General features: G+C 72.5%; 18 protein-coding genes and 2 pseudogenes. 11 read left to right on the top strand and 9 right to left on the bottom strand.

Translation table 11 applies throughout. The annotated features are described in order from the left end of the window. The 3 genes from SSOG_RS03660 to SSOG_RS03670 form a co-directional block, all read left to right on the top strand. Positions 1–460: PdxA family dehydrogenase (locus tag SSOG_RS03660; protein WP_245606217.1), on the top strand; the 460-nt coding region annotated here is incomplete at its 5' end. 22 nt (positions 461–482) lie between these two features. Continuing rightward, positions 483–1,265, top strand: coding sequence for a DeoR/GlpR family DNA-binding transcription regulator (locus SSOG_RS03665; RefSeq protein ID WP_009712856.1), 783 nt, complete (start codon positions 483–485; stop codon positions 1,263–1,265). A gap of 545 nt (positions 1,266–1,810) precedes the next feature. Beyond that, positions 1,811–2,779 carry an alpha/beta hydrolase gene (locus SSOG_RS03670; RefSeq protein WP_009712857.1) on the top strand — a complete coding sequence of 323 codons (969 nt, stop codon included), beginning with the start codon at positions 1,811–1,813 and terminating at the stop codon, positions 2,777–2,779. Between the two features lie 27 nt (positions 2,780–2,806). Here the strand turns inward: SSOG_RS03670 and SSOG_RS03675 are convergent. Further along, a pseudogene (locus tag SSOG_RS03675) lies at positions 2,807–3,396 on the bottom strand (HhH-GPD-type base excision DNA repair protein). A 234-nt stretch (positions 3,397–3,630) separates the two neighbouring features. On the opposite strand from SSOG_RS03675, the gene SSOG_RS03680 reads away from it, so the two are divergent. Next, a complete protein-coding gene (locus SSOG_RS03680) occupies positions 3,631–4,416 on the top strand; it encodes a SigB/SigF/SigG family RNA polymerase sigma factor (RefSeq protein ID WP_039940596.1) in 786 nt (261 codons plus the stop codon). Positions 4,417–4,454: 38 nt separating this feature from the next. Continuing rightward, the gene (locus tag SSOG_RS03685; protein ID WP_009712860.1) at positions 4,455–5,117 is read left to right on the top strand and encodes a dienelactone hydrolase family protein; all 663 of its coding nucleotides are present in this window, start codon (positions 4,455–4,457) and stop codon (positions 5,115–5,117) included. Between the two features lie 24 nt (positions 5,118–5,141). Here the strand turns inward: SSOG_RS03685 and SSOG_RS03690 are convergent, their stop codons facing one another. Further along, a complete protein-coding gene (locus SSOG_RS03690) occupies positions 5,142–6,203 on the bottom strand; it encodes an ATP-dependent DNA ligase (protein ID WP_009712861.1) in 1,062 nt (353 codons plus the stop codon). Between the two features lie 80 nt (positions 6,204–6,283). Between SSOG_RS03690 and ligD the strand changes: the two genes are divergently transcribed. The 3 genes from ligD (at position 6,284) to SSOG_RS03705 (ending at position 9,824) form a co-directional block, all read left to right on the top strand. Next, positions 6,284–7,288 carry a non-homologous end-joining DNA ligase gene (ligD, locus tag SSOG_RS03695; protein ID WP_009712862.1) on the top strand — a complete coding sequence of 335 codons (1,005 nt, stop codon included), beginning with the start codon at positions 6,284–6,286 and terminating at the stop codon, positions 7,286–7,288. 28 nt (positions 7,289–7,316) lie between these two features. Continuing rightward, a complete protein-coding gene (locus SSOG_RS03700; protein ID WP_009712863.1) occupies positions 7,317–8,303 on the top strand; it encodes a GlxA family transcriptional regulator in 987 nt (328 codons plus the stop codon). A 165-nt stretch (positions 8,304–8,468) separates the two neighbouring features. Next, positions 8,469–9,824, top strand: a complete 1,356-nt coding sequence (locus SSOG_RS03705; RefSeq protein WP_009712864.1) for an erythromycin esterase family protein — start codon at positions 8,469–8,471, stop codon at positions 9,822–9,824. 1 nt (position 9,825) lies between these two features. On the opposite strand, the gene SSOG_RS55585 is transcribed toward SSOG_RS03705, so the two are convergent. From SSOG_RS55585 to SSOG_RS03720, 4 genes and pseudogenes are all read right to left on the bottom strand, one after another. Continuing rightward, positions 9,826–10,965, bottom strand: a complete 1,140-nt coding sequence (locus SSOG_RS55585; RefSeq protein WP_167542567.1) for an asparaginase — start codon at positions 10,963–10,965, stop codon at positions 9,826–9,828. A 102-nt stretch (positions 10,966–11,067) separates the two neighbouring features. Next, positions 11,068–13,143: pseudogene (locus SSOG_RS55590) on the bottom strand (SpoIIE family protein phosphatase); the annotation flags it as partial. A gap of 88 nt (positions 13,144–13,231) precedes the next feature. Beyond that, complete coding sequence (locus SSOG_RS03715; RefSeq protein ID WP_009712867.1) at positions 13,232–14,086, bottom strand: caspase family protein; 855 nt, start codon at positions 14,084–14,086, stop codon at positions 13,232–13,234. A 142-nt stretch (positions 14,087–14,228) separates the two neighbouring features. Beyond that, positions 14,229–14,858, bottom strand: a complete 630-nt coding sequence (locus SSOG_RS03720; RefSeq protein WP_009712868.1) for a TetR/AcrR family transcriptional regulator — start codon at positions 14,856–14,858, stop codon at positions 14,229–14,231. 94 nt (positions 14,859–14,952) lie between these two features. Between SSOG_RS03720 and SSOG_RS03725 the strand changes: the two genes are divergently transcribed. Beyond that, positions 14,953–15,378 (top strand): nuclear transport factor 2 family protein, encoded by a 426-nt coding sequence (locus SSOG_RS03725; protein ID WP_009712869.1) that lies wholly within the window; start codon positions 14,953–14,955, stop codon positions 15,376–15,378. Next, positions 15,371–16,231 (top strand): NAD(P)H-binding protein, encoded by an 861-nt coding sequence (locus tag SSOG_RS03730; RefSeq protein ID WP_009712870.1) that lies wholly within the window; start codon positions 15,371–15,373, stop codon positions 16,229–16,231. The genes SSOG_RS03725 and SSOG_RS03730 overlap by 8 nt, the downstream gene beginning before the upstream one ends. A 10-nt stretch (positions 16,232–16,241) precedes the next feature. Here SSOG_RS03730 and SSOG_RS03735 read toward each other — a convergent pair whose 3' ends face one another. From SSOG_RS03735 to SSOG_RS03745, 3 genes are read right to left on the bottom strand one after another with little or no spacing between them, the layout of a single operon-like run. Beyond that, positions 16,242–17,000, bottom strand: coding sequence for a sulfite exporter TauE/SafE family protein (locus tag SSOG_RS03735; protein ID WP_009712871.1), 759 nt, complete (start codon positions 16,998–17,000; stop codon positions 16,242–16,244). Between the two features lie 59 nt (positions 17,001–17,059). Beyond that, positions 17,060–17,527: a hypothetical protein gene (locus SSOG_RS03740; RefSeq protein ID WP_039936494.1), complete on the bottom strand. Its 468-nt coding sequence runs from the start codon at positions 17,525–17,527 to the stop codon at positions 17,060–17,062. Then, positions 17,524–18,105: an ATP-binding protein gene (locus SSOG_RS03745; RefSeq protein WP_234365210.1), complete on the bottom strand. Its 582-nt coding sequence runs from the start codon at positions 18,103–18,105 to the stop codon at positions 17,524–17,526. Before SSOG_RS03745 ends, SSOG_RS03740 begins: the two co-directional genes overlap by 4 nt. 354 nt (positions 18,106–18,459) lie before the next feature. Here SSOG_RS03745 and SSOG_RS03750 point away from each other — a divergent pair, with 354 nt between their 5' ends. Beyond that, positions 18,460–19,293, top strand: a complete 834-nt coding sequence (locus SSOG_RS03750; RefSeq protein ID WP_009712874.1) for an SDR family NAD(P)-dependent oxidoreductase — start codon at positions 18,460–18,462, stop codon at positions 19,291–19,293. Positions 19,294–19,317: the final 24 nt, after the last annotated feature.

Genomic DNA, 19,317 nt, shown 5'->3' on the forward strand with positions numbered 1-19,317 from the left:
GGGCTGGTCGAGCGCACCGTGCGCCGCGGCCACGACGCGATGGTCCGGGTTCGGGACCCCGGAGCCGGTGATCGGGGTGTGCGGCATCAATCCGCACGCCGGGGAGAACGGGCTGTTCGGCTACGGCGAGGAGGAGGAGAAGATCGTGCCCGCGCTGGAGGTGCTGCGCAAGGACGGCATCGACGCCCGCGGACCGCTCCCCGCCGACACCGCCTTCTTCCTGGCCGGGCGCGGCGACTACGACCTGATCGTGGCCATGTACCACGACCAGGGGCACGGCCCGGTCAAGGTGCTGGGCCTGGAGGCCGGGGTGAACCTCACCGTCGGCCTGCCCGTGATCCGCACCTCCGTTGACCACGGCACCGCGTTCGACATCGCCGGTACTGGCAAGGCCGACGCCGGTAGCATGATCGAGGCGCTGCGGCAGGCCGCCGAGATGTCGCCCTCGCCCGCCCAGTGAAACCAGTGACCGAGAAGGACACATGACATTGCCGGTACAGGGAGCACGGGCCCGGCGCGACCAGATCGTCCACCTCGCGACGACCACGGGCCTGGCCAGCGTGGAGGAGCTGTCGAGCACGTTCGGGGTCACCGCCTCCACCATCCGCCGTGATCTCGCCCAGCTGACCGCCGACGGTCGGCTGGCGCGGACGTACGGCGGGGCGATGGCGCTGGTCGCCCACCCCGAGGCGTCGCTGCGCCAGCGCACCGGCGAGGCGTTCGAGGCGAAGCAGGCCATCGCCCGCTGGGCGGCGTCGACCGTCCGTACGGGCGAGACGGTACTGCTGGACGCCGGCTCGACCGTCGGCGCCCTCGCCCATGAGCTGCGCACCGCCGAGGGGCTGACGGTGGCCACGACCGGGCTCACCGCGCTCCAGGAGCTGGCGGACGTAGAGTCCGTGCGGGTGGAGTGCCTGGGCGGTACGCTCCGGCCGCTGAGCCAGAGCTTCCTGGGCCCGCTCGCCGAGGCGGCGCTGGAGCGCATGACGTTCGACCGGGTCTTCCTGGGCGCCGACGGGGTGACGGCGGAACACGGCATCTGCGAGGCGGATCTGCGCCAGACCCGGCTGAAGGAGCTGATGGCCCGGCGCGCCGAGCGGGTGTACGTGCTGGCGCACGCGGCCAAGGTCGGCCGGCGCCCGTTCCACACCTGGATACGGCTGCCGCCCGGCTGGATCCTGGTGACCGACGGCGGCGCCGACCCGGACGAGATCGGGGCGCTGCGCGCCGGAGGCGTCGAGGTCGTGATCGCGGACGCCGACTGACGGCGCGTACGGCGTCTCGCGGCGTACGGTGGGAGGCGCCGGAGCCATGCGTGGCCCCGGGGATATCGGGCACCCGCCCCCCCCCGGGGCATCCGCCCCGCAGGCAGGACGTGGCCACCGTCTCACGAGCTTTTGGAGGACACCGTGGCACGGCACACCGACCCGACTTCCGCCGCCGACCCGACGCAGCCCGACGACCCGGTGCCGCCGAACCCGACCCCGTCGCCCGGCCCGGGCGGTCCGGAGCCCGGACCCGCGCCGGGGCCCGTGCCCGGTCCGCCGCCGGGACCGCCGCCGGACCCGGTGCCGTCGCCCCCGCCGGAGCCGCCGCAGCCCACTCCGGGGCCGCTTCCGGGCCCGTCCCCGGACCCGGTCCCCCATCCCCCGGGCCCCGATCCGGTCCCCGATCCCTCTCCGGCGCCGGGGCCGCTGACCTGATCCGCGGCACACTCCTCCCCCTGCTGGCGTAAGCGGACGCGTGCGGGCGCGGTGGCGGTGAGATGGTCGAATCCCGGACCGGATCCCGGACCGCCAAGGAGCCGCAGATGCCGCGCACCGCACCGTCCCGCCCCGTCCTGGAGCCCGCGGCCGCCGCGTTCGCCGAGGCCACCGCGAAGCCGCCGTATCTGTACCAGATGTCGCCCGCGGAGGGCCGCAGGACGGTCGACGAGCTCCAGTCCGGCGAGGTGCCCAAGCCCGAGGTGGACGAGGAGTGGATCAGCGTCACCGGGATTCCGGTCGGTGGGGTGAAGGCGCGGATCATCCGTCCGCCGAATGTCTCCGGGACCCTTCCGGTGATCCTCTATGTGCACGGCGCGGGCTGGGTGTTCGGCGACGCCCACACGCATGACCGGCTGGCCCGGGAGCTGGCGGTCGGAGTCGGCGCGGCCGTGGTGTTCCCCGAGTACGACCTCTCCCCCGAGGCCCGCTACCCGGTGGCCCTGGAGCAGTGTTACGCCGTCGGGCAGTGGATCGTGGCGCACGGCGAGGGCGCCGGGCTCGACGCGAACCGGCTCGCGGTGGCCGGGGACTCGGTGGGCGGCAACATGACCGCCGCGCTGACCCTGCTGGCCAAGGAGCGCGGCGACATCTCCCCCGTCCAGCAGGTGCTGTTCTACCCGGTGACCGACGCGAACTTCGACACCGGCTCGTACGACCAGTTCGCCGACGGGTACTACCTGACCCGCGAGGGCATGAAGTGGTTCTGGGACCAGTACACCACCGACCCCGCGCAGCGGGCCGAGATCACCGCCTCCCCGCTGCGCGCGGACCCCGGCCAGCTCAAGGGGCTGCCGCCCGCGCTGGTCATCACCGGTGAGGCCGATGTGCTGCGGGACGAGGGCGAGGCGTACGCGAACAAGCTCCGCGACGCCGGTGTGCCGGTGACCGCGCTGCGCATGCAGGGCATCATCCATGACTTCCTGATGCTCGACGCGCTGCGGGACACCCATGCGGCACGGGCCGCGCTCACCCTGACCGTGGACACCCTGCGCGACGCGCTCGGCACGGCCTGACCCCGGTATTCCCGGTATCCCCGGTGTTCAGGACCCGGCGCCGCGCGCCTTGGCCTGCTGCTTCATCTGCTGCTTGTACGCGCGCACCTTGCCCAGCGACTCGGGTCCGGTGATGTCGGCCACCGAGCGGTACGAGCCCTCCTCGCCGTACGACCCTGCCGCCTCGCGCCATCCCTCGGGCCGCACCTCGAACCGCTTGCCGAGCAGGGCCAGGAAGATCTGGGACTTCTGCTTGCCGTAGCCGGGCAGCGCGTTCAGCCGCTTGAGGAGTTCGGCGCCGGTGGGGGCGTCGCGCCACAGGGCGGCCGCGTCGCCGTCGTAGGCTCGACCAGGTACTGGCACAGCTGCTGGATCCGCTTGGCCATCGATCCAGGGTAGCGGTGCACGGCCGGTTTCTCCGACAGCAGCTCCGGGAACCGCTCGGGGTCGTACGCGGCGATCTCATGGGCGTCCAGGTCGTCGGCGCCCATCCGCCGCGCGATGGTGTACGGGCCGGTGAACGCCCATTCCATGGGCACCTGCTGATCGAGCAGCATGCCGGTCAGGAGAGCGAGGGGGCTGCGCGCGAGCAGGGCGTCGGCCTCGGGCTGCTGGGCGAGACGAAGGGTGGCGTCCATCCCCGGCGGATACCCACCGCCCCGATACCAAATCACCCAGCGTCACAATTACCCCCAAAGATGCAGGAATGGTGGGGCGATTTGGCCGAATTGCACGACCTTGGGGGGCATGCGAGCCTGGTTGCGACCGGCAGAACCGACCGTGAAACCGATCGCCCTCTCAGAGCGGGACCTCACCGCTTCACCGCTGTGCCGCGGGCAGGCCGTGACATCGGACCACGGAGGCGAGTGACCATGCCAGCAACCGCGACTCGCCGCCGACGCCATGACGACACCCCCGACACCGGCGGCGCCTTTCTGCGCATGTCCCGGCTGCCGTCCGGGCCGGAGCGCGACGCGCTGCGCGAGGCGATCATCTGCGAGTGGCTGCCCGTCGCCAAGCGCCTGGCGCTGCGCTTCCGCAACAAGGGCGAGAACATGGAGGACCTCACCCAGGTCGCCTCGCTGGCCCTGGTGAAGGCCGTCGACCGCTACAACCCGGACCTCGGCCACGCCTTCCCCTCGTATGCGATCCCCGTCATCACCGGCGAGCTGAAGCGGCACTTCCGCGACTATCTGTGGACGCTGCACATCCCGCGCAACATCCAGGAGGTCCGCTCCCGCACCCGCTCGGCGCGCGACGCGCTGGAACAGGAGCTGGGCGGCCGTACCCCGACCGTCGGGGAGATCAGCACCCGCACCGGCATGCCGCAGGAGGACGTACGCGCCGGTCTGGAGGCGAGCGCCTCCTGCACCCCGCTGTCCCTCAACGCCGCGGTGCAGGGTGCCGAGGAGCGGCTGCTCGCCGAGACGGTCGGCGCGGACGACGCCGCGATCGAACGGGTCGTCAACCGGGAGTCGCTGCGGGTGCTCATCGCGAACCTCTCCGAACAGGACCGTTACGTGCTCTACCTGCGGTTCTTCGCCGGGCTTTCGCAGAGCCAGATCGGCGAGATCCTCGGCTTCTCCCAGATGCACATATCCCGCAGACTGTCCCGGCTCTACAGCGAGCTGCGCCAGGGCCTGCTGGCCCACGCGTAGCCCGCACAGCCCCACCACGCTCCCGGCAGGAGGTGCCGATGCGCTCCGAGACCGCCCGTATCGCCGCGGACGACGCCCTGCTCGTGGGCGATCTGGCCCTTCCCGAGCACCCCTCCGCCGTGGTGGCCTTCGCCCATGGCAGCGGCAGTTCCCGGCACAGCCCGCGCAACCGCGCGGTGGCCGCTGTGCTCCAGGGGGCGGGGCTCGCGACGCTGCTGTTCGACCTGCTCACCGACGCCGAGGAGCGGGTGGACGCGATCACCGCGGAGCACCGCTTCGACATCCCGCTGCTGGGGCGGCGGCTGGTGGCGGCGGTCGACTGGCTCGCCGGGCACCCCGGCACCAGCGGACTGCCGGTGGGCCTGTTCGGAGCCAGTACGGGCGCGGCGGCCGCCCTGACCGCCGCGGCGGAGCGGCCGGAGCGGGTGCGGGCCGTGGTGTCCCGGGGCGGGCGCCCGGACCTGGCGGGCGGGGTGCTGAACCGGGTGCGCGCGCCGGTGCTGCTGGTGGTGGGCGGGGACGACCACGAGGTGCTGCGGCTGAACGAGCAGGCCGCCGCGATGCTGGCCGCGCCGCACGAGGTCCATGTGGTGCCCGGGGCGACCCACCTCTTCGAGGAGCCCGGGGCGCTGGAACAGGCGGCGGAGGCGGCGCGGGACTGGTTCGCGCGCATGGCCGAGCAGCGCGACGCCCAACGCTGAACCCAGGTACCCAGCGCTGAAGCCTCAGGTGCCCAGCACCTCGCGCAGGTCGTACGAGACCGGCTCCTCCAGCTGTGCGTAGGTGCAGTCCCCCGGCTCGCGGTCGGGCCGCCAGCGCCGGAACCGGGCGGTGTGCCGGAAGCGGTCGCCCTGCATGTGGTCGTACGCCACCTCGCACACCCGCTCCGGGCGCAGCGGCAGCCAGGACAGGTCCTTGACGCCGGTCCAGCGGCTGGGCGCGCCCGGCATCCGGCTCTGCGCGTGCGCCTCCTCCCGCGCCCAGTCGGCCCACGGGTGCCCCTCGACCGACTCCATGCGCAGCGGCTCCAGTTCGGTCATCAGTTCCTGGCGGCGGCGCATCGGGAAGGCGGCGCAGACGCCGACGTGCTGGAGGCGGCCGGTGGCGTCGTGCAGGCCGAGCAGCAGGGAGCCGACGACCGGTCCGGACTTGTGCAGCCGCAAGCCCGCCACCACGCAGTCGGCGGTCCGCTCGTGCTTGACCTTGACCATGACGCGCTCACCGGGCCGGTAGCCGAGGTCGGGGCGCTTGGCGACGATGCCGTCGAGCCCGGCGCCCTCGTAGTGGTCGAACCACCGCCTGGCCACGTCGACGTCGTCGGTCCAGGGGGCGGTGAAGACGGGGTCGGCGGCCTCGCGCAGCGCCTCGGTCAGGGCGTCGCGGCGCTCGCTGAGGGGTGCGTCCAGGTACGAGGTGTCGCCGAGGGCGAGGAGGTCGAACGCGACGAACCCCGCCGGGGTGGTACGGGCCAGCATCCGCACCCGGGAGTCGGCGGGGTGGATGCGCTCCAGGAGGGCGTCGAAGTCGAGGCGCCCCTCGCGCGCGATGACGATCTCGCCGTCCAGGACGCAGCGCGGCGGCAGATGGGTCCGGAAGGCGTCGACGAGTTCGGGGAAGTAGCGGGTGAGCGGCTTGCCGGTGCGGCTGCCGACCTCGATCTCGTCCCCGTCGCGGAACACGATGGCCCGGAAGCCGTCCCACTTCGCCTCGTACCGCATACCGGGCGGGATCGTGGCCACCGACTTGGCCAGCATCGGTGCCACCGGGGGCATCACCGGAAGGTCCATGATGTCTTCGATTGTGCGGCCGCCGGGACCCGCGCGCCCGCCGGGAGGTGGAGCGGGCGGAGTGGACCTAGCGTTGGTGTATGGCAGAGACGGTGGAGCTTGACGTCGGTGGGCGCACGGTGCGGCTGTCCAACCCCGGGAAGGTGTACTTCCCGGAGCGGGGCTTCACCAAGCTCGACCTCGCCCGCTACTACCTCGCCGTCGGCGACGGTGTGCTGCGCGCGCTGCGGGACCGGCCGACGACGCTGGAGCGCTACCCGGACGGGGTGGAGGGGGAATCGTTCTTCCAGAAGCGGGCGCCGAAGAACCTCCCCGACTGGATCCCGACCGGCCGCATCTCCTTCCCCAGCGGGCGGTACGCGGACGAGCTGTGCCCCACCGAGACGGCGGCCGTGGTGTGGGCCGCCAACCTGGGCTGTCTGACCTTCCACCCGTGGCCGGTGCGGCGCCCGGACACCGAACACCCCGATGAGCTGCGCATCGACCTCGACCCCCAGCCGGGCACCGAGTACGGAGACGCGGTACGGGCCGCGGGCGAGCTGCGCCAGGTGCTGGACGAGCTGGGGCTGCGGGGCTGGCCCAAGACCTCCGGCGGGCGGGGGCTGCACGTCTTCGTGCCCATCGCCCCGGAGTGGACCTTCACCCAGGTGCGGCGCTCGGCGATCGCGGTCGCGCGCGAGCTGGAGCGGCGGGCGCCGGAGCGGATCACCACGGCGTGGTGGAAGGAGGAGCGCGGCGAGAAGATCTTCGTGGACTACAACCAGACCGCACGGGACCGCACCATCGCGAGCGCCTATTCCGTACGCCCCCGGCCGCACGCCCCGGTCTCCGCGCCGCTGCGCTGGGACGAGGTGCCCGACGCCCGACCGCGCGACTTCGACCTGGCCACCATGCCGGTGCGCTACCGGGAGGTGGGCGATGTCCACGCGGACATGGACGAGCACGCGTACCGGCTGGAGTCCGCGCTGGAACTGGCCGACCGCGACGAGCGGGACCACGGGCTCGGCGACCTTCCGTATCCGCCGGAACACCCCAAGATGAAGGGCGAGCCGAAGCGGGTGCAGCCGAGCCGCGCCAAGCACTGAACCGCGCGTCAGGTGCGAGAATCGCGGCATGGCTGTCTTCACTCATCCGGACCGCCACCGGGTGGCCGTGCTCGTCCGGCACGGGATGCTGCCGTTCGAGCTGGGCATGGCGCACCGCCTGTTCGGCCGGGCCGTCTCGGCGTCCGGCGAGCCGCTGTACGAGGTGGTGACGTGTGCGCTGGTGCCCGGTGAGGTGCGTACGGACTCCGATGTCAGCGTGAACGTCGCCCATGGGCCCCAGGCGCTGGCCGAGGCCGACACGGTGATCGTCCCGGCCGCCAACGAAAAGGACGAGCCGCAGACCGAGGGCCGTCTGGGCCCGGCGCTGGCCGACGCCTTCACCCGCATCCGGCGGCCCGGCACCCGCATCGCCTCCATCTGCACCGGCGCGTTCGTCCTGGCCGCGGCCGGGCTGCTGGACGGCCGCCGGGCGACGACGCACTGGCAGGCCGCCGACCAGTTCCGGGCGCTGTTCCCTTCGGTCGAGCTGGACCCGGACGTCCTGTACGCCGACGAGGGCGACGTCCTCACCTCCGCCGGGGACGCCTCCGGCATCGATCTGCTGCTGCATCTGATCCGGCTCGACCACGGCTCCGCGGTGGCGGGCGAGGTAGCGCGAGGCGCCGTGGTGGCACCGCACCGCGACGGCGGCCAGGCCCAGTTCATCCGCCGCCCCGTCCCCGCGCCGCACGGCTCCTCCACCCGGGAGGCGCGGGCCTGGGCCCTGACCCGCCTCGACCGCCCGCTGACGCTGGCGGAGCTGGCCGCGCACGAGTCGATGAGCGTACGGACGTTCTCGCGCCGGTTCCGCGATGAGGTCGGCATGACGCCCGTACGGTGGCTGACCCAGCGCCGGGTCGAGCGGGCGTGCCAGCTGCTGGAGGAGACGGATCTGCCGGTGGACCAGGTGGCGGCCGAGGCGGGCTTCGGCACGGCGGCGTCGCTGAGGATGCACCTGCGCGACGCGCTGGGCGTGTCCCCGAGCGCGTACCGCTACACGTTCCGCGGCGCGTAGGCGGGCGGCCAGTCCACTTTGTCGTCACTGGCACGGATCTTCCTGACGATGACGCCCGGACACACCCCGGGGCATCTGCGCTACCGCGGACCTGTGGTTATCCCCAGGAGGAGAACTGACGGTGGCAGGCTGTCCGGGACCTGCCGCCATCGGCAGCCTTGATCCATGCCTGTATCGCACAGATCACATCGATTACATCGGCTACTGCTGCTCCTGCTGGCACTGACAGTCGCCACCCCGTCGGCGCACGCGAACGCGAGGACCACCACCGATCCGGTGCGCGAACTGGCGCGCGTCGCGCAGCCGCTGCGCACCACGGAGCCCGGCGCCCCCGGCGGCGATCTGCGCCCGCTCGGCCGCATGGTCGGCTCGGCGAAGATCGTAGGACTGGGTGAGGCCACGCACAGCTCCCGGCAGTTCTTCACGATGAAGCGCCGCGTCTTCCGGTACCTCGTCGAAGAGAAGGGCTTCACCACCTTCGCGCTGGAGGCGCCCTGGTCCACCGGCCTGGTCCTCAACTCGTACGTGCTGTACGGGAAGGGCGACCCGGAGAAGATCATGCGGAAGGAGTTCCAGAGCTCGTACCGGATTTGGAACACCCGCGAGTATCTCGATCTGCTGCGGTGGATGCGCGCCCACAACGTCCGCCACCCCGGGCACCCCGTGCGGTTCATGGGTGAGGACAACGGCTACGCGGGACCTCAGCTCTTCGACGCGGTCACGGACTATGTGTCCGCCCACCACCCGCGGCTGCTGCCGGAGTTCCGCCGCTCCTACCGCGCGCTCCGGCCTACCGGGAGCGTGGAGGAGACCGTCAACGAGAATCTGGCCAAGCCCATCGCCGAGCGCGAACGGACGGCCACGGATGTGCGGCGCGCCTACGAGCTGCTTCGGGCGCAGGGGCCGGACGGGGACCGGAAGGCGTACGAGTGGGCTCTCCAGCACGCCAGGGCCATCTCCCAGACGGGCACCCTCTACGCGTACTACGACTTCTCCGATCCGCAGAAGATCGCCCGGGCCATGCTCTACCGCGACCAGATCATGGCGGAGAACACCGTGTGGTGGCAGCGGCACACCGGCCACCGGATGCTGCTGTCCGCCCACAACGGCCATGTCTCCTACGAGTCCGACAACCCTGAGCAGTATCCGAAGACCCAGGGGGAGTTCCTGCGCGAGACGGTCGGGGCCGCGTACGTGAACATCGGCTACACCTTCGGGCAGGGCTCGTTCAACGCGATGGATCTGACGGATCCGAAGGAGCCCTACCGCCGCTTCTCCGTGGAGCCGCTGGGCGCGGGCAGCAATGAGGAGGTGCTGGAGCGCGTCTCGCGCGGTGACTACTACGTCGATCTGCGGGCCGTACCCGAACCGGCACGAGACTGGCTGCTGACGAAGCGGCTGACCCGCTCCATCGGGAACGCCTGGCCGGAGGACCCCTACCAAACCTCGCTCGGGCGCCAGTTCGACGTGCTGATCCACCTCCATCGCGTCACGGCCGCGGATCTCCTGCCAACGACCTGATCTACCGCCGGGGCGACACCAGCCGTTCCGCGCCCAGGGTGGTGAACCAGTGCTGGATCCGGTCCTCGTTGTGGGTCCGCGCCAGCGACAGCGTGAGCAGGATCCGGGCCTTCTGCGGGGTCAGGTCCTGCGCGCCGACCACCCCGCGTACGTGGGGGTCGTACACCGCGCCGGACCCGGTGCGGGAGGCGGACGCGAAGAGCACGCCGTTCTTCACGGCGTCGTCGCGGGCCTCCGTCATGGCCGGGGAGAGGCCGCCCGCGCCGGTGCCCGCGGTGACGACACCGGCCGCGCCCGCGTCGGCGAACGCCTTGACGGCCTCGGGCCCGGCGCCCTGGTAGCTGTAGGCGATCTCGACCTTCGGCAGCGGGCGCCGGGCGATGCGGTCCAGGTCGAAGGGGGTCTTCCAGCCCGGTTTGCCGCACTGCTGGACGCGCGCCGGGGCCCGGTCGATGCGGATCTGGTTCTGGTCGACGACACCCAGCTCACCGCTGCTGCCGCTGGTGAAGGCGTTGAGCCGCAGCGCGTCGGCCTTGCGGACCTCGCGGGCGGCCTGGATCTGGTCGTTGAGCATGACGACGGTGCCGAAGCAGGTGGTACGGCCGCTCGCCGCGAGGCGGATCGCGTTGTAGAGGTTGGCGGGGCCGTCGGAGCCGATGACCGTCCAGGGGCGCAGGGCGCCGGTGAGCACCACGGGCTTGTCGCTGCGGACGGTGAGGTCCAGCCAGTACGCGAACTCCTCCATGGTGTCCGTGCCGGCGGTGACGACGACCGCGTCGTTGGTGCGCAGCGCGTCGTCGACCGCGGTGGTGAGCCGCCGGTACTCGGGGAGGGAGTAGTCGTTGGAGTCCTTGTTGCCGAACTGCCGCGTCGTGACGTCGGCGAGCCGGTTCACCTCGGGCCTGAGGTCCTCGACCAGCCGGGACACCGGGAGCTGTCCGGATTCGTAGCTCTGGAAGGACACCCGGCTCTTGCTGACGCCCGCGATGGTGCCGCCGGTGCCGATGACGGCGACCTGCGGCTCGGGTCCGCGCTCCGGCTCCGGCGACCGTTCCGCGACGGCGAGGGCCGCGGCCGGGGTGCCGAGGCCCACGGCGATCAGGGTGATCAGAACGGCGGAACCGCGGGCGATCCGGTGCATGGGACACCACCCAAGGTGGCATTTACGGTCGTATACGAAGATGCGGACTATTTCACCGTAACCACGTTTCCCCGGCGGCGGCGAGGCGGCCGAGGGCGAGCGCCCGCACAGCCGCGCCAGCAGCAGCGCCACATCGTCGTCCGGCGCCCCGTGCAGCGCAGCGAGCACCTGGTCGCAGATCCGGTCCAGCGGGCCGTGGTGATGGCGGCGCAGCAGCTGGACCAGGGTGTGCAGTCCGACGTCCAGCGACTCGTGCCGCTTCTCCACCAGACCGTCGGTGAACAGGGCCAGCACCGCGCCCTCGGCCAGTTCGCAGTCGACCGCGGCGAACGGGACGCCGCCGACGCCCAGCGGTGCGCCGCTGGGGGTGTCGATCAGCTCGGCGTCGCCGTCCGGGTGGACCAGGACCGGCGGCAGATGGCCAGCGGTGGACAGCTCGCAGTGTCCGGTGCGGGGGTCGCAGACCGCGTACAGGCAGGTGGCGATGGAGTCCCCCAGGCTCTGGGTGATCTCGTCCAGGTGGCGCAGCAGCTCGACGGGCGGCAGGTCGAGCTTGGAGAAGGCGCGGGTCGCGGTGCGCAGCTGCCCCATGATCGCGGCGGCGTGGATGCCCTTGCCCATGACGTCCCCGACGACCAGCCCGACCCGGCCGTCCTTCATCGGCAGCACGTCGAACCAGTCGCCGCCCGCCGCGCTGACCGCGGGCAGATAGCGGGAGGCGGTCTCCAGGCCGTCGAGGTCGCGCGGCGGCAGGGACAGCAGACTGCGCTGGAGGGTGAGCGCGGCGTCGCGTTCCCGCCCGTACAGCCGGGCGTTGTCGATGGCGAGGGCGGCGCGCATGGCCAGCTCACACGCGAGGGTGAGGTCGTCCTGGTCGAACGGCTTGGTGTTGACCGTGCGGTGCAGGCTGAGGGTGCCGAGCACGCCGCCGCGGGCGATGAGCGGGGCCGCGATGTAGGAGTGGACGCCCTCGCGCCGCAGCACATCGGCCGCGGCCTCGTCGCGCGCGATACGGCGTATGTCCTGCTCGGAGGTGTGCGGCACCAGGATCGGCGCACCGTCGCGCACACACTGGGCGATCAGGCGGTTCGCGCCGTAGCGGGCGATCTCGCCGACCGTATCGGCGGCGTGGACGGCCTCGGTGGGGTAGCCCGCGGCGACGGCGAGCGCCCGGAAGCGGGCCGAGCCGTCGCTGCGCACCCGGGCCACGGGTTCGCGGTGCACCACCGCGTCGAGGACGTCGACGGCCGCGAGGTCGGCGAGCCGGGGCACCGCCACGTCGGCGAGCTCCTGGGCGGTCTGCCGCAGGTCCAGGGTGGTGCCGATACGGACGCCCGCGTCGGCGACGACGGCCAGCCGCTCGCGCGCCTCGGCGACCTCGCTGGCCGCCCGGTGGCGTTCGGACACGTCGATGACGGAGACGGCGATGCCCAGGACCCGGCCACCGGCGTCCTCCAGCCGGTAGTACGACTCCGACCAGGCGTGGTCGTGGTCGGGGTCGGCGGGAGTCCGGCCGATGGTCTGCTGGTCCAGGATCGGTTCCCCGGTGGCCAGGACGCGCCGCATGGCGGTCTCGATGGCGTCGGTGTCGAGCCCGGGCAGCATCTCGCTGATCCGGCGCCCGCGCACCAGGGGTTCGGGCATGCCGTTCATGCTCTGGAGCGACGGGTTGGCGCGCTGCCACCGCAGCTCGGTGTCGAAGACCGCGAGCCCGACGGGCGACTGCTCGATCAGCAGGCCCGATACGGCCAGGTCGGTCTCGACCCGCCGTACGGTCGCCTCGTCGGCGGCCAGCCCGAGGGCGTACGCGTCGCCGTGGCTGTCGTGGAGGCCCATGGTGTGGAACTCGACGCGCACGGTGGTGCCGTCCCGGCGCCGGACGGGAAAGACGCCCGCCCAGGTGTCACCCGCCCGGACCCGGGCGAACAGGTCCCTGGCCGCCCGCCGGTCCTCCGTGCGGACGAGCAGATGGTCCGCGCGGCGCCCCAGCGCCTCGGCCGCGGAATAGCCGAACAGCAGCTCCGCCTCGGGGCTCCACAGGGTGATGCGGCCGTCGGCGTCGAGCACCACGGCCGCGACCCGCAGGAGGTCGAGCACCCCGCCCGCGACGGTCGTCAGACCGTCCCCACCCTTCGGGTCCGCCTCGCTGTCCTGGTCAAGACGGTCATGCGTCGTCATACCGGCACCTCACCGGCTCGCCGTGCCCTCCCTCTGTCATACCTCGCCGCGCGCACCGCCGCACCACCGATGGGGGATGCGGGCACGGTCAGATGGTGAACGGGCGCTGGCGGGCGAAGGCGGGGCGCGGGGCTCCGGCCAGGAACAGATGGGGGGTCTGGTCCGGGGGCATCCTCTTGACGATCTCCCGGTGCAGCGCGCGGTAGCTGCCCACGAACGCGCCACCCCGCCACACCTCCAGCAGGGTGCCGGTGAACAGTCCGTTGACGGTGCCGTCGGCGGAGGTCTGGTTGTCCTGGCAGCCGGAGATGTGCAGCACGCTGGCGTCGATCTTCGCGAGGTCCTTGGCGGTGCGGGTGTTCTGGATGCGGTCGTAGAGGTCGCGGTCGCGCGCGTAGACGGCGGACTGCACGGGCTGTGGCATGGCCCGCAGCCTCCTGCCGACCTCGCGCGGGTCCTCGGTGGCGAAGCGCCGGCCGAGTTCGCCCGCGCTGAGCAGCTCGGGCAGCTGCTGGGCGACCGTACCGCTGTGGCAGCTGTCGGAGAGCATCCAGATCCGCACGCTCTTGGCGAACTTGCCGAACAGCGCGAACAGCTCGTCGTCGACCAGCTGGCGGTCGTACAGCACCCAGGTCTCGTCCAGCCGGTCGCCGGTCTCGTCGTGGTTGAGGTCGGGCACCTGGCCGCCGTGGCCGGAGTAGGTGAGGAAGAGGATGTCGCCCTCGGCCAGCCGCCCGGCCGCGGTCTCCAGCGCGGAGGTGACCGCCTCGGCGGTGGCGGCGCCGCTCAGCAGCGGGTCGGTGACCTCGAAGCCCGCGGCATCGGCGAGCCGGGCCATGTCGGTGGCGTCCTGCTCGCAGGCGTTCAGCTCACCGCTCCAGCCGTCGTACGCCACGGGGTCGACCTGGTTGAGTCCGATGTGCACGGAGAGACCTGTGGGCATGGGGGCTCCTCGGGTCGCGGTCGGTTGGCCAGTGCGCGGCGCGGCCGCCCCGCGGGCGACGGATCGCCCTCCCCAGGATGATGCGGGCGCCTTCCCCGCACCGCCCTGTTTTCCAGGCCCATACGGGGACGGCTCCGGGGAACTACTCCCCCGCGGGTCGGAACGACAGGGCGTGCACGACGAGGTCGGCGGCGCGCTCCAGATAGCCGGGCTCCGGCGGCACGCCCCGCACCGCGATACGCCAGTAGACCGGCGCGGCGAGCAGATCGAGCGCCAGCTCGCGGTCCGTCTCCGGCGGCAGCTCACCGCGCGCCACCGCCCGGTCCAGCAGCGCGACCGCGCGGGCGCGGCGCGGTCCGCCGATGCCGGTGGCGAGCGCCTCCGCCAGCGCCTCGTCCCGGCGCGCCTCGGCGATCAGGTCCGGGATGATCCGGCTGAACCTTGGATGAGTCAGCCAGTCGGCGACCGCCCGCAGCGCGGCGAGCACATCCCCGCGCAGCGATCCGGAGTCGGGCAGGTCGACCATCGCGACGCTCAGCTCGGACGCGACATCGATGACCATCTGCTGCTTGGAGGGCCACCGCCGGTACAGCGCGCTCTTGCCGACTCCGGCCCGCTTGGCGACGGCCTCCATCGACAGCCGCCCGTAGCCCTGTTCGGCGAGTTCGTCGAGCACGGCCGCGCGGATGGCCTCGGTCTTGGCCGGGCGCAGCGTGGCGGCGCCGCTCGGGACGCGCCGGGTGGACGAGGTGGGGCGGGTGGGTTCCGGCATGGGCCGACCCTAGCAGATGGACGAGACGGTACCGTTCTGTTTACATTGCCGACGGGACGGCACCGTCCCGTCCGTTCAATGGAAGGCAAGCGTCATGGACGAACGCGTCAGGGTGTACGAGCGGATCAAGAAGCTCCTGCTCGCCCACGACATGCGGGGCTTCGCGGATCTGTGGGCCGAGGGCGGCACCATGGAGTTCCCGTTCGCCCCGCCCGGCTGGCCCCGCAGGCTGGAGGGGCGCGAGGCGGTGTGGGACTACGTGCGCGACTACACCGACCACATCGATCTGCGGGCCGTCGTCCAGGAGACCGTGCACCGGACCGCGGACCCGGGCGTCCTGATCGTGGAGTTCACGGTGGAGGCCGTCGCCGTCCCCACCGGCCGCCCGCTCCGGATCGACTACGTCGCCGTCATCACCGTCGAGGGCGGCGAGATCGTCTCGTACCGGGACTACTGGAATCCGCTCATGCTGAACGACGGGCTGAGCTTCGCCGCCGAGGGAGGCCGGACCGATGCCTGAGTCCACTGCCGGACCCACCGTGCTGGTCACCGGCGCGACCGGGAACACCGGCTCGCGCGTCGTACGGCGCTTGCGGGAGCGCGGCGCGGCGGTCCGGGCGGCCGCCCGGCGCCCCGCACCGGAGGCGGGCCCGGACGGGGTGCGCTTCGACTGGTACGACCCGGCCACCCATGCCGCCGCGCTGACCGGGGTGGAGCGGATATACCTCGTCGCCCCCGTCGGCGAGGCCGACCCGGTGCCCGTGGTCGAACCGTTCCTCGCCGCCGCGCTCGACCGGGGCGTACGGCGGGTGGTGCTGCTCAGCTCCTCCGCGATCCCCGCCGACGCGCCGGGCCTGGGCGCGCTGCACCGGCTCGTACGGGACACGGTGCCCGAGTGGGCGGTGCTGCGGCCGTCGTGGTTCATGCAGAACTTCACCGGCGACCACGCGGTGGCCCATGCCATCCGCGGCGACGGCTGGATCGTCACCGCCACCGGTGAGGGCAGGGTCGGCTTCGTCGACGCGGACGACATCGCCGCCGTCGCCGTCCGGGCCCTGCTGGACGACCGCCCGCACAACACGGACCACGTCATCACCGGCCCGGAAGCGATCGGCTACGCGGACGCGGCGCGCATCGTGGCCGAGGTGTCCGGACGCCGGGTCAGCCATGTCACGGTGACGCCCGGGGCGTTGCGGGAGAGGCTGGCGGACGCGGGGATTCCGCGGGAGTTCGCGGCGGTGCTGGCGGGCCTGGACGAGGACATCCGGGGCGGCGCGGAGGACCGTACGACGGACACGGTCCTCCGGATCACCGGCCGCGAGCCGCGGTCGTTCCGGGACTTCGCGAAGGCCCACCGGGCGGCCTGGGACTAAGAGAGGGACGTCAGCGCAGCAGCAGCTGCAATCCGCCCAGCACGGTCGCCGCGATCACCAGCCGCTCGAAGAGCAGCTGGTCGATGCGGTCGACGCACAGCTTGCCGAGAATGGCGCCGGGTATCACGAAGAGGGCGAGGCCCGCGTCCAGCAGCAGGGAGTGGCCGTCGATCAGGCCGAGTTCGACGCTGAAGGGCACCTTGCACACGTTCACGATGAAGAAGAACCAGGCCGAGGTGCCCAGGAAGCCGAGCTTCTGGAAGCCGGAGGAGATCAGATAGAGGGACATCACCGGGCCGCCCGCGTTGGCGACCATGGTGGTGAACCCGCCGAGCGCACCGTACGAACCGGCCTTGACCCGGCCCCCGGCGGCACCGGCCGGCCGGGCGGCCGCCGCGTCCGCCCCCGTACGCCGCCGCCACACCGTGACGGCGGCCATGAACAGCAGGATCGCGCCGATGGACACGCGCACCGCCGCGTCGTCGGCCCACAGCATGAACACCCAGCCCGCCACCACACCGACGGCGACCGCGGGGAGCAGCCGCCACAGGGTGGCCCAGTGGGCGTGCCGCCGGTAGGTGAAGACGGCGAGCACATCGCCGACGATGAGCAGCGGCAGCAGCACCCCCGTCGACTCACGGGCGGGCAGTACGGCCGCGAAGACGGCGAGGCTGACCGTGTTGGCCCCGCTGACGGCGGTCTTCGAGAAGCCGACGAGCAGGGCCGCACCGGCGAGCACGGCCAGTTCCCAGAGGGCGATGGTGTTCATGCCACGACACGATGCTACGTCCCCACCTGCGCGGATACGGCGGGGTGGCGCTAAGGCCCCTACCGCCCCGCCGCCTCCTCCAGCGCGGCCCGGAGCGTACGGCTGTCGGTGAGGCCGTCCCCGGGACGGGTCAGCCAGACGTGCCCGCGCCGCACGCACCCCGGGCGGGGGCACCGCAGCACCCGGCCCGCCCCGGCCGCCGCGACCGTGCGGCGGCGTGCGTACGGGGTCCCGGCCAGCCAGCGCTTCCACTCGGCCGCGGAGCCGGGCGGGACGAGGAAGGTCAGCACATGGCTGGAGGTCGCCAGCATCACGGGCCCGGTCGCGGCGTCGCGCCGCTGGAGGGCCTGGATCACGGCCGTACCGATGTCGTCGGCCATGCGGACCAGGTCGAAGACGGTACCCACGGGCAGATCGGCGAGGCCGTCACCGCTGGCCCACTGGAGCCGCACCCGGCCGGGGTCGTCGCTGGCGGACAGCAGCCAGTCGGCCGCATCGGTCTGCACGGTGCCGCCCACAGGGCTCATGAGGCGCGCTCGAGCGGCAGGGTGAACCACACCTTCTTCCCCTCGCCCCCCGGGTCCGGCGGCTCGGTGCCCCAGTCGCTGGCCAGGCAGTCGACGATGGCGAGGCCGCGGCCGGACTCCTCGGTCAGCGAGGCACTGCGGAAGATGGGGATGACGGGCGAGCCATCGGCCACCTCGACCCGCAGCTCATGGGCCAGGTGTCCGGCGGAGAGTTCGAGGGAGACGGTGATGATCACGGTGTCGCCGGGGCCGGAGCTGCCGTGCTCGACCGCGTTGGCGAACAGTTCGTTGGTGGCGAGGACGGCGCCGTCCACGAGCGCGCCGAGCCGCCAGTCGTTCAGATGGCCGGTGACCATGCGCCGCACCGCGGCGGCACGGTCGGGTAAGGCGGGGAATTCGGCCCGGAAGAGCCGGCGGGTGACGAGGGCACTCATCGTCCCCTCCCCGCGCGGTTCGGGCCCGGTGATCCGGATGCAGTGGCGGTTGACGGACACCGCGAGGGCAGGGCGGTCGCGCCCCAGGTCCTCGTCATCGGCCGGTGCCGGCCGCTGCGGCAGTCCTGGGAGGGATCGGCTCACGGTGTCCGTCCTCGTCGGTCTGTGGGCTCTCATGACATACAGGCACATGGGGTGGTTGATGTTCCGTTACGCGGGTAGGCGCTTGCTGGCGACTGACGGCGCTGCATCTGAGCCGGTGGCGGTTGGTGCGCGTCCCCCGTCCGACCCGCCTGGACCGGCTGCCACGGACGGAGTCGACGCGGTCGCGTTTGGTGCCGGAAACCGGCATGGTTCCTCCTTCGAAGGCAGCTCGCAGCGTCATCGGTCACCGTCATGTAGAAAAACGGTTGAACCGACCGGTGGGCGAGAGGGCATGGGGGTTGTCCGGTTGTACGGGCGTAGTGGTTCGGGCTGTACGGCCCTGGCGGGGCAGGCGTGAGCGGCGACCGCGGCGGGGAATCCGCCCCGGGCCCGGGGCCCGGTCCGTCCGATGTGTTCCGCCTGGACGGCAAGCGTGTGCTGGTCACCGGGGGCACCCGGGGGCTGGGCGAACAGATCGTGCGGCTGCTGGCCGCGGCCGGGGCGCGGGTGGCCACCTGCGCGCGAACGGCCAAGGATCTAGGGGCCCTTGAGGCGTCGTTACATACGGAAGCGCCGGGGGCGGTGTTCACGGAGGCCCTCGACCTCACCGCACCGGACCGGCTGGAGGCATTCGTCCAGGCAGCGACGGAACGTTTCGGCGGGCTGGACGGCGTGGTGGCGTGTGCCGGTGGCGCACGGGGCCGCGGGCTGGAGGAGGCGGACGCCGGGGACTGGTCCACGACCTGGGAGCTGAACGTCGGTCATGCGGCGCGACTGGTCAAGGCCGCGGTGCCGCATCTGCGGCGCGGCGGCGGCGGTTCGGTGGTGGTGATCGCCTCCATCTCCGGGTGGAAACCGGGGCCGCAGGCGCAGTACGGGGCGGCCAAGGCAGCGCAGATCCATCTGGCGGCCTCACTCGCCCGCGAACTGGGCCCGGACCACATCCGGGTGAACGCCGTCTCGCCCGGCTCGATGCTCATCCCCGGCAAGCGCTGGGACCGTATGCGCGCCTCGGAGCCCGAGCGGTACGCCCGGTTCACGGCCGAGGTCCCGTGCGGCGAGCTGGTCACCCCGCTGGAGGTCGCCCGGGTCGTGGCGTTTCTGCTGTCCGACGCCTCCAGCGGGGTCTCGGGCGCGCATCTGCCCGTGGACCGGGCCCAGAACGCCCCCACCCCGAACGGCTACTGACGTTCCGTCAAAGCATCAGGGGTG

Source organism: Streptomyces himastatinicus ATCC 53653, from assembly GCF_000158915.1.
In the GTDB taxonomy this organism is placed as follows: domain Bacteria; phylum Actinomycetota; class Actinomycetes; order Streptomycetales; family Streptomycetaceae; genus Streptomyces; species Streptomyces himastatinicus.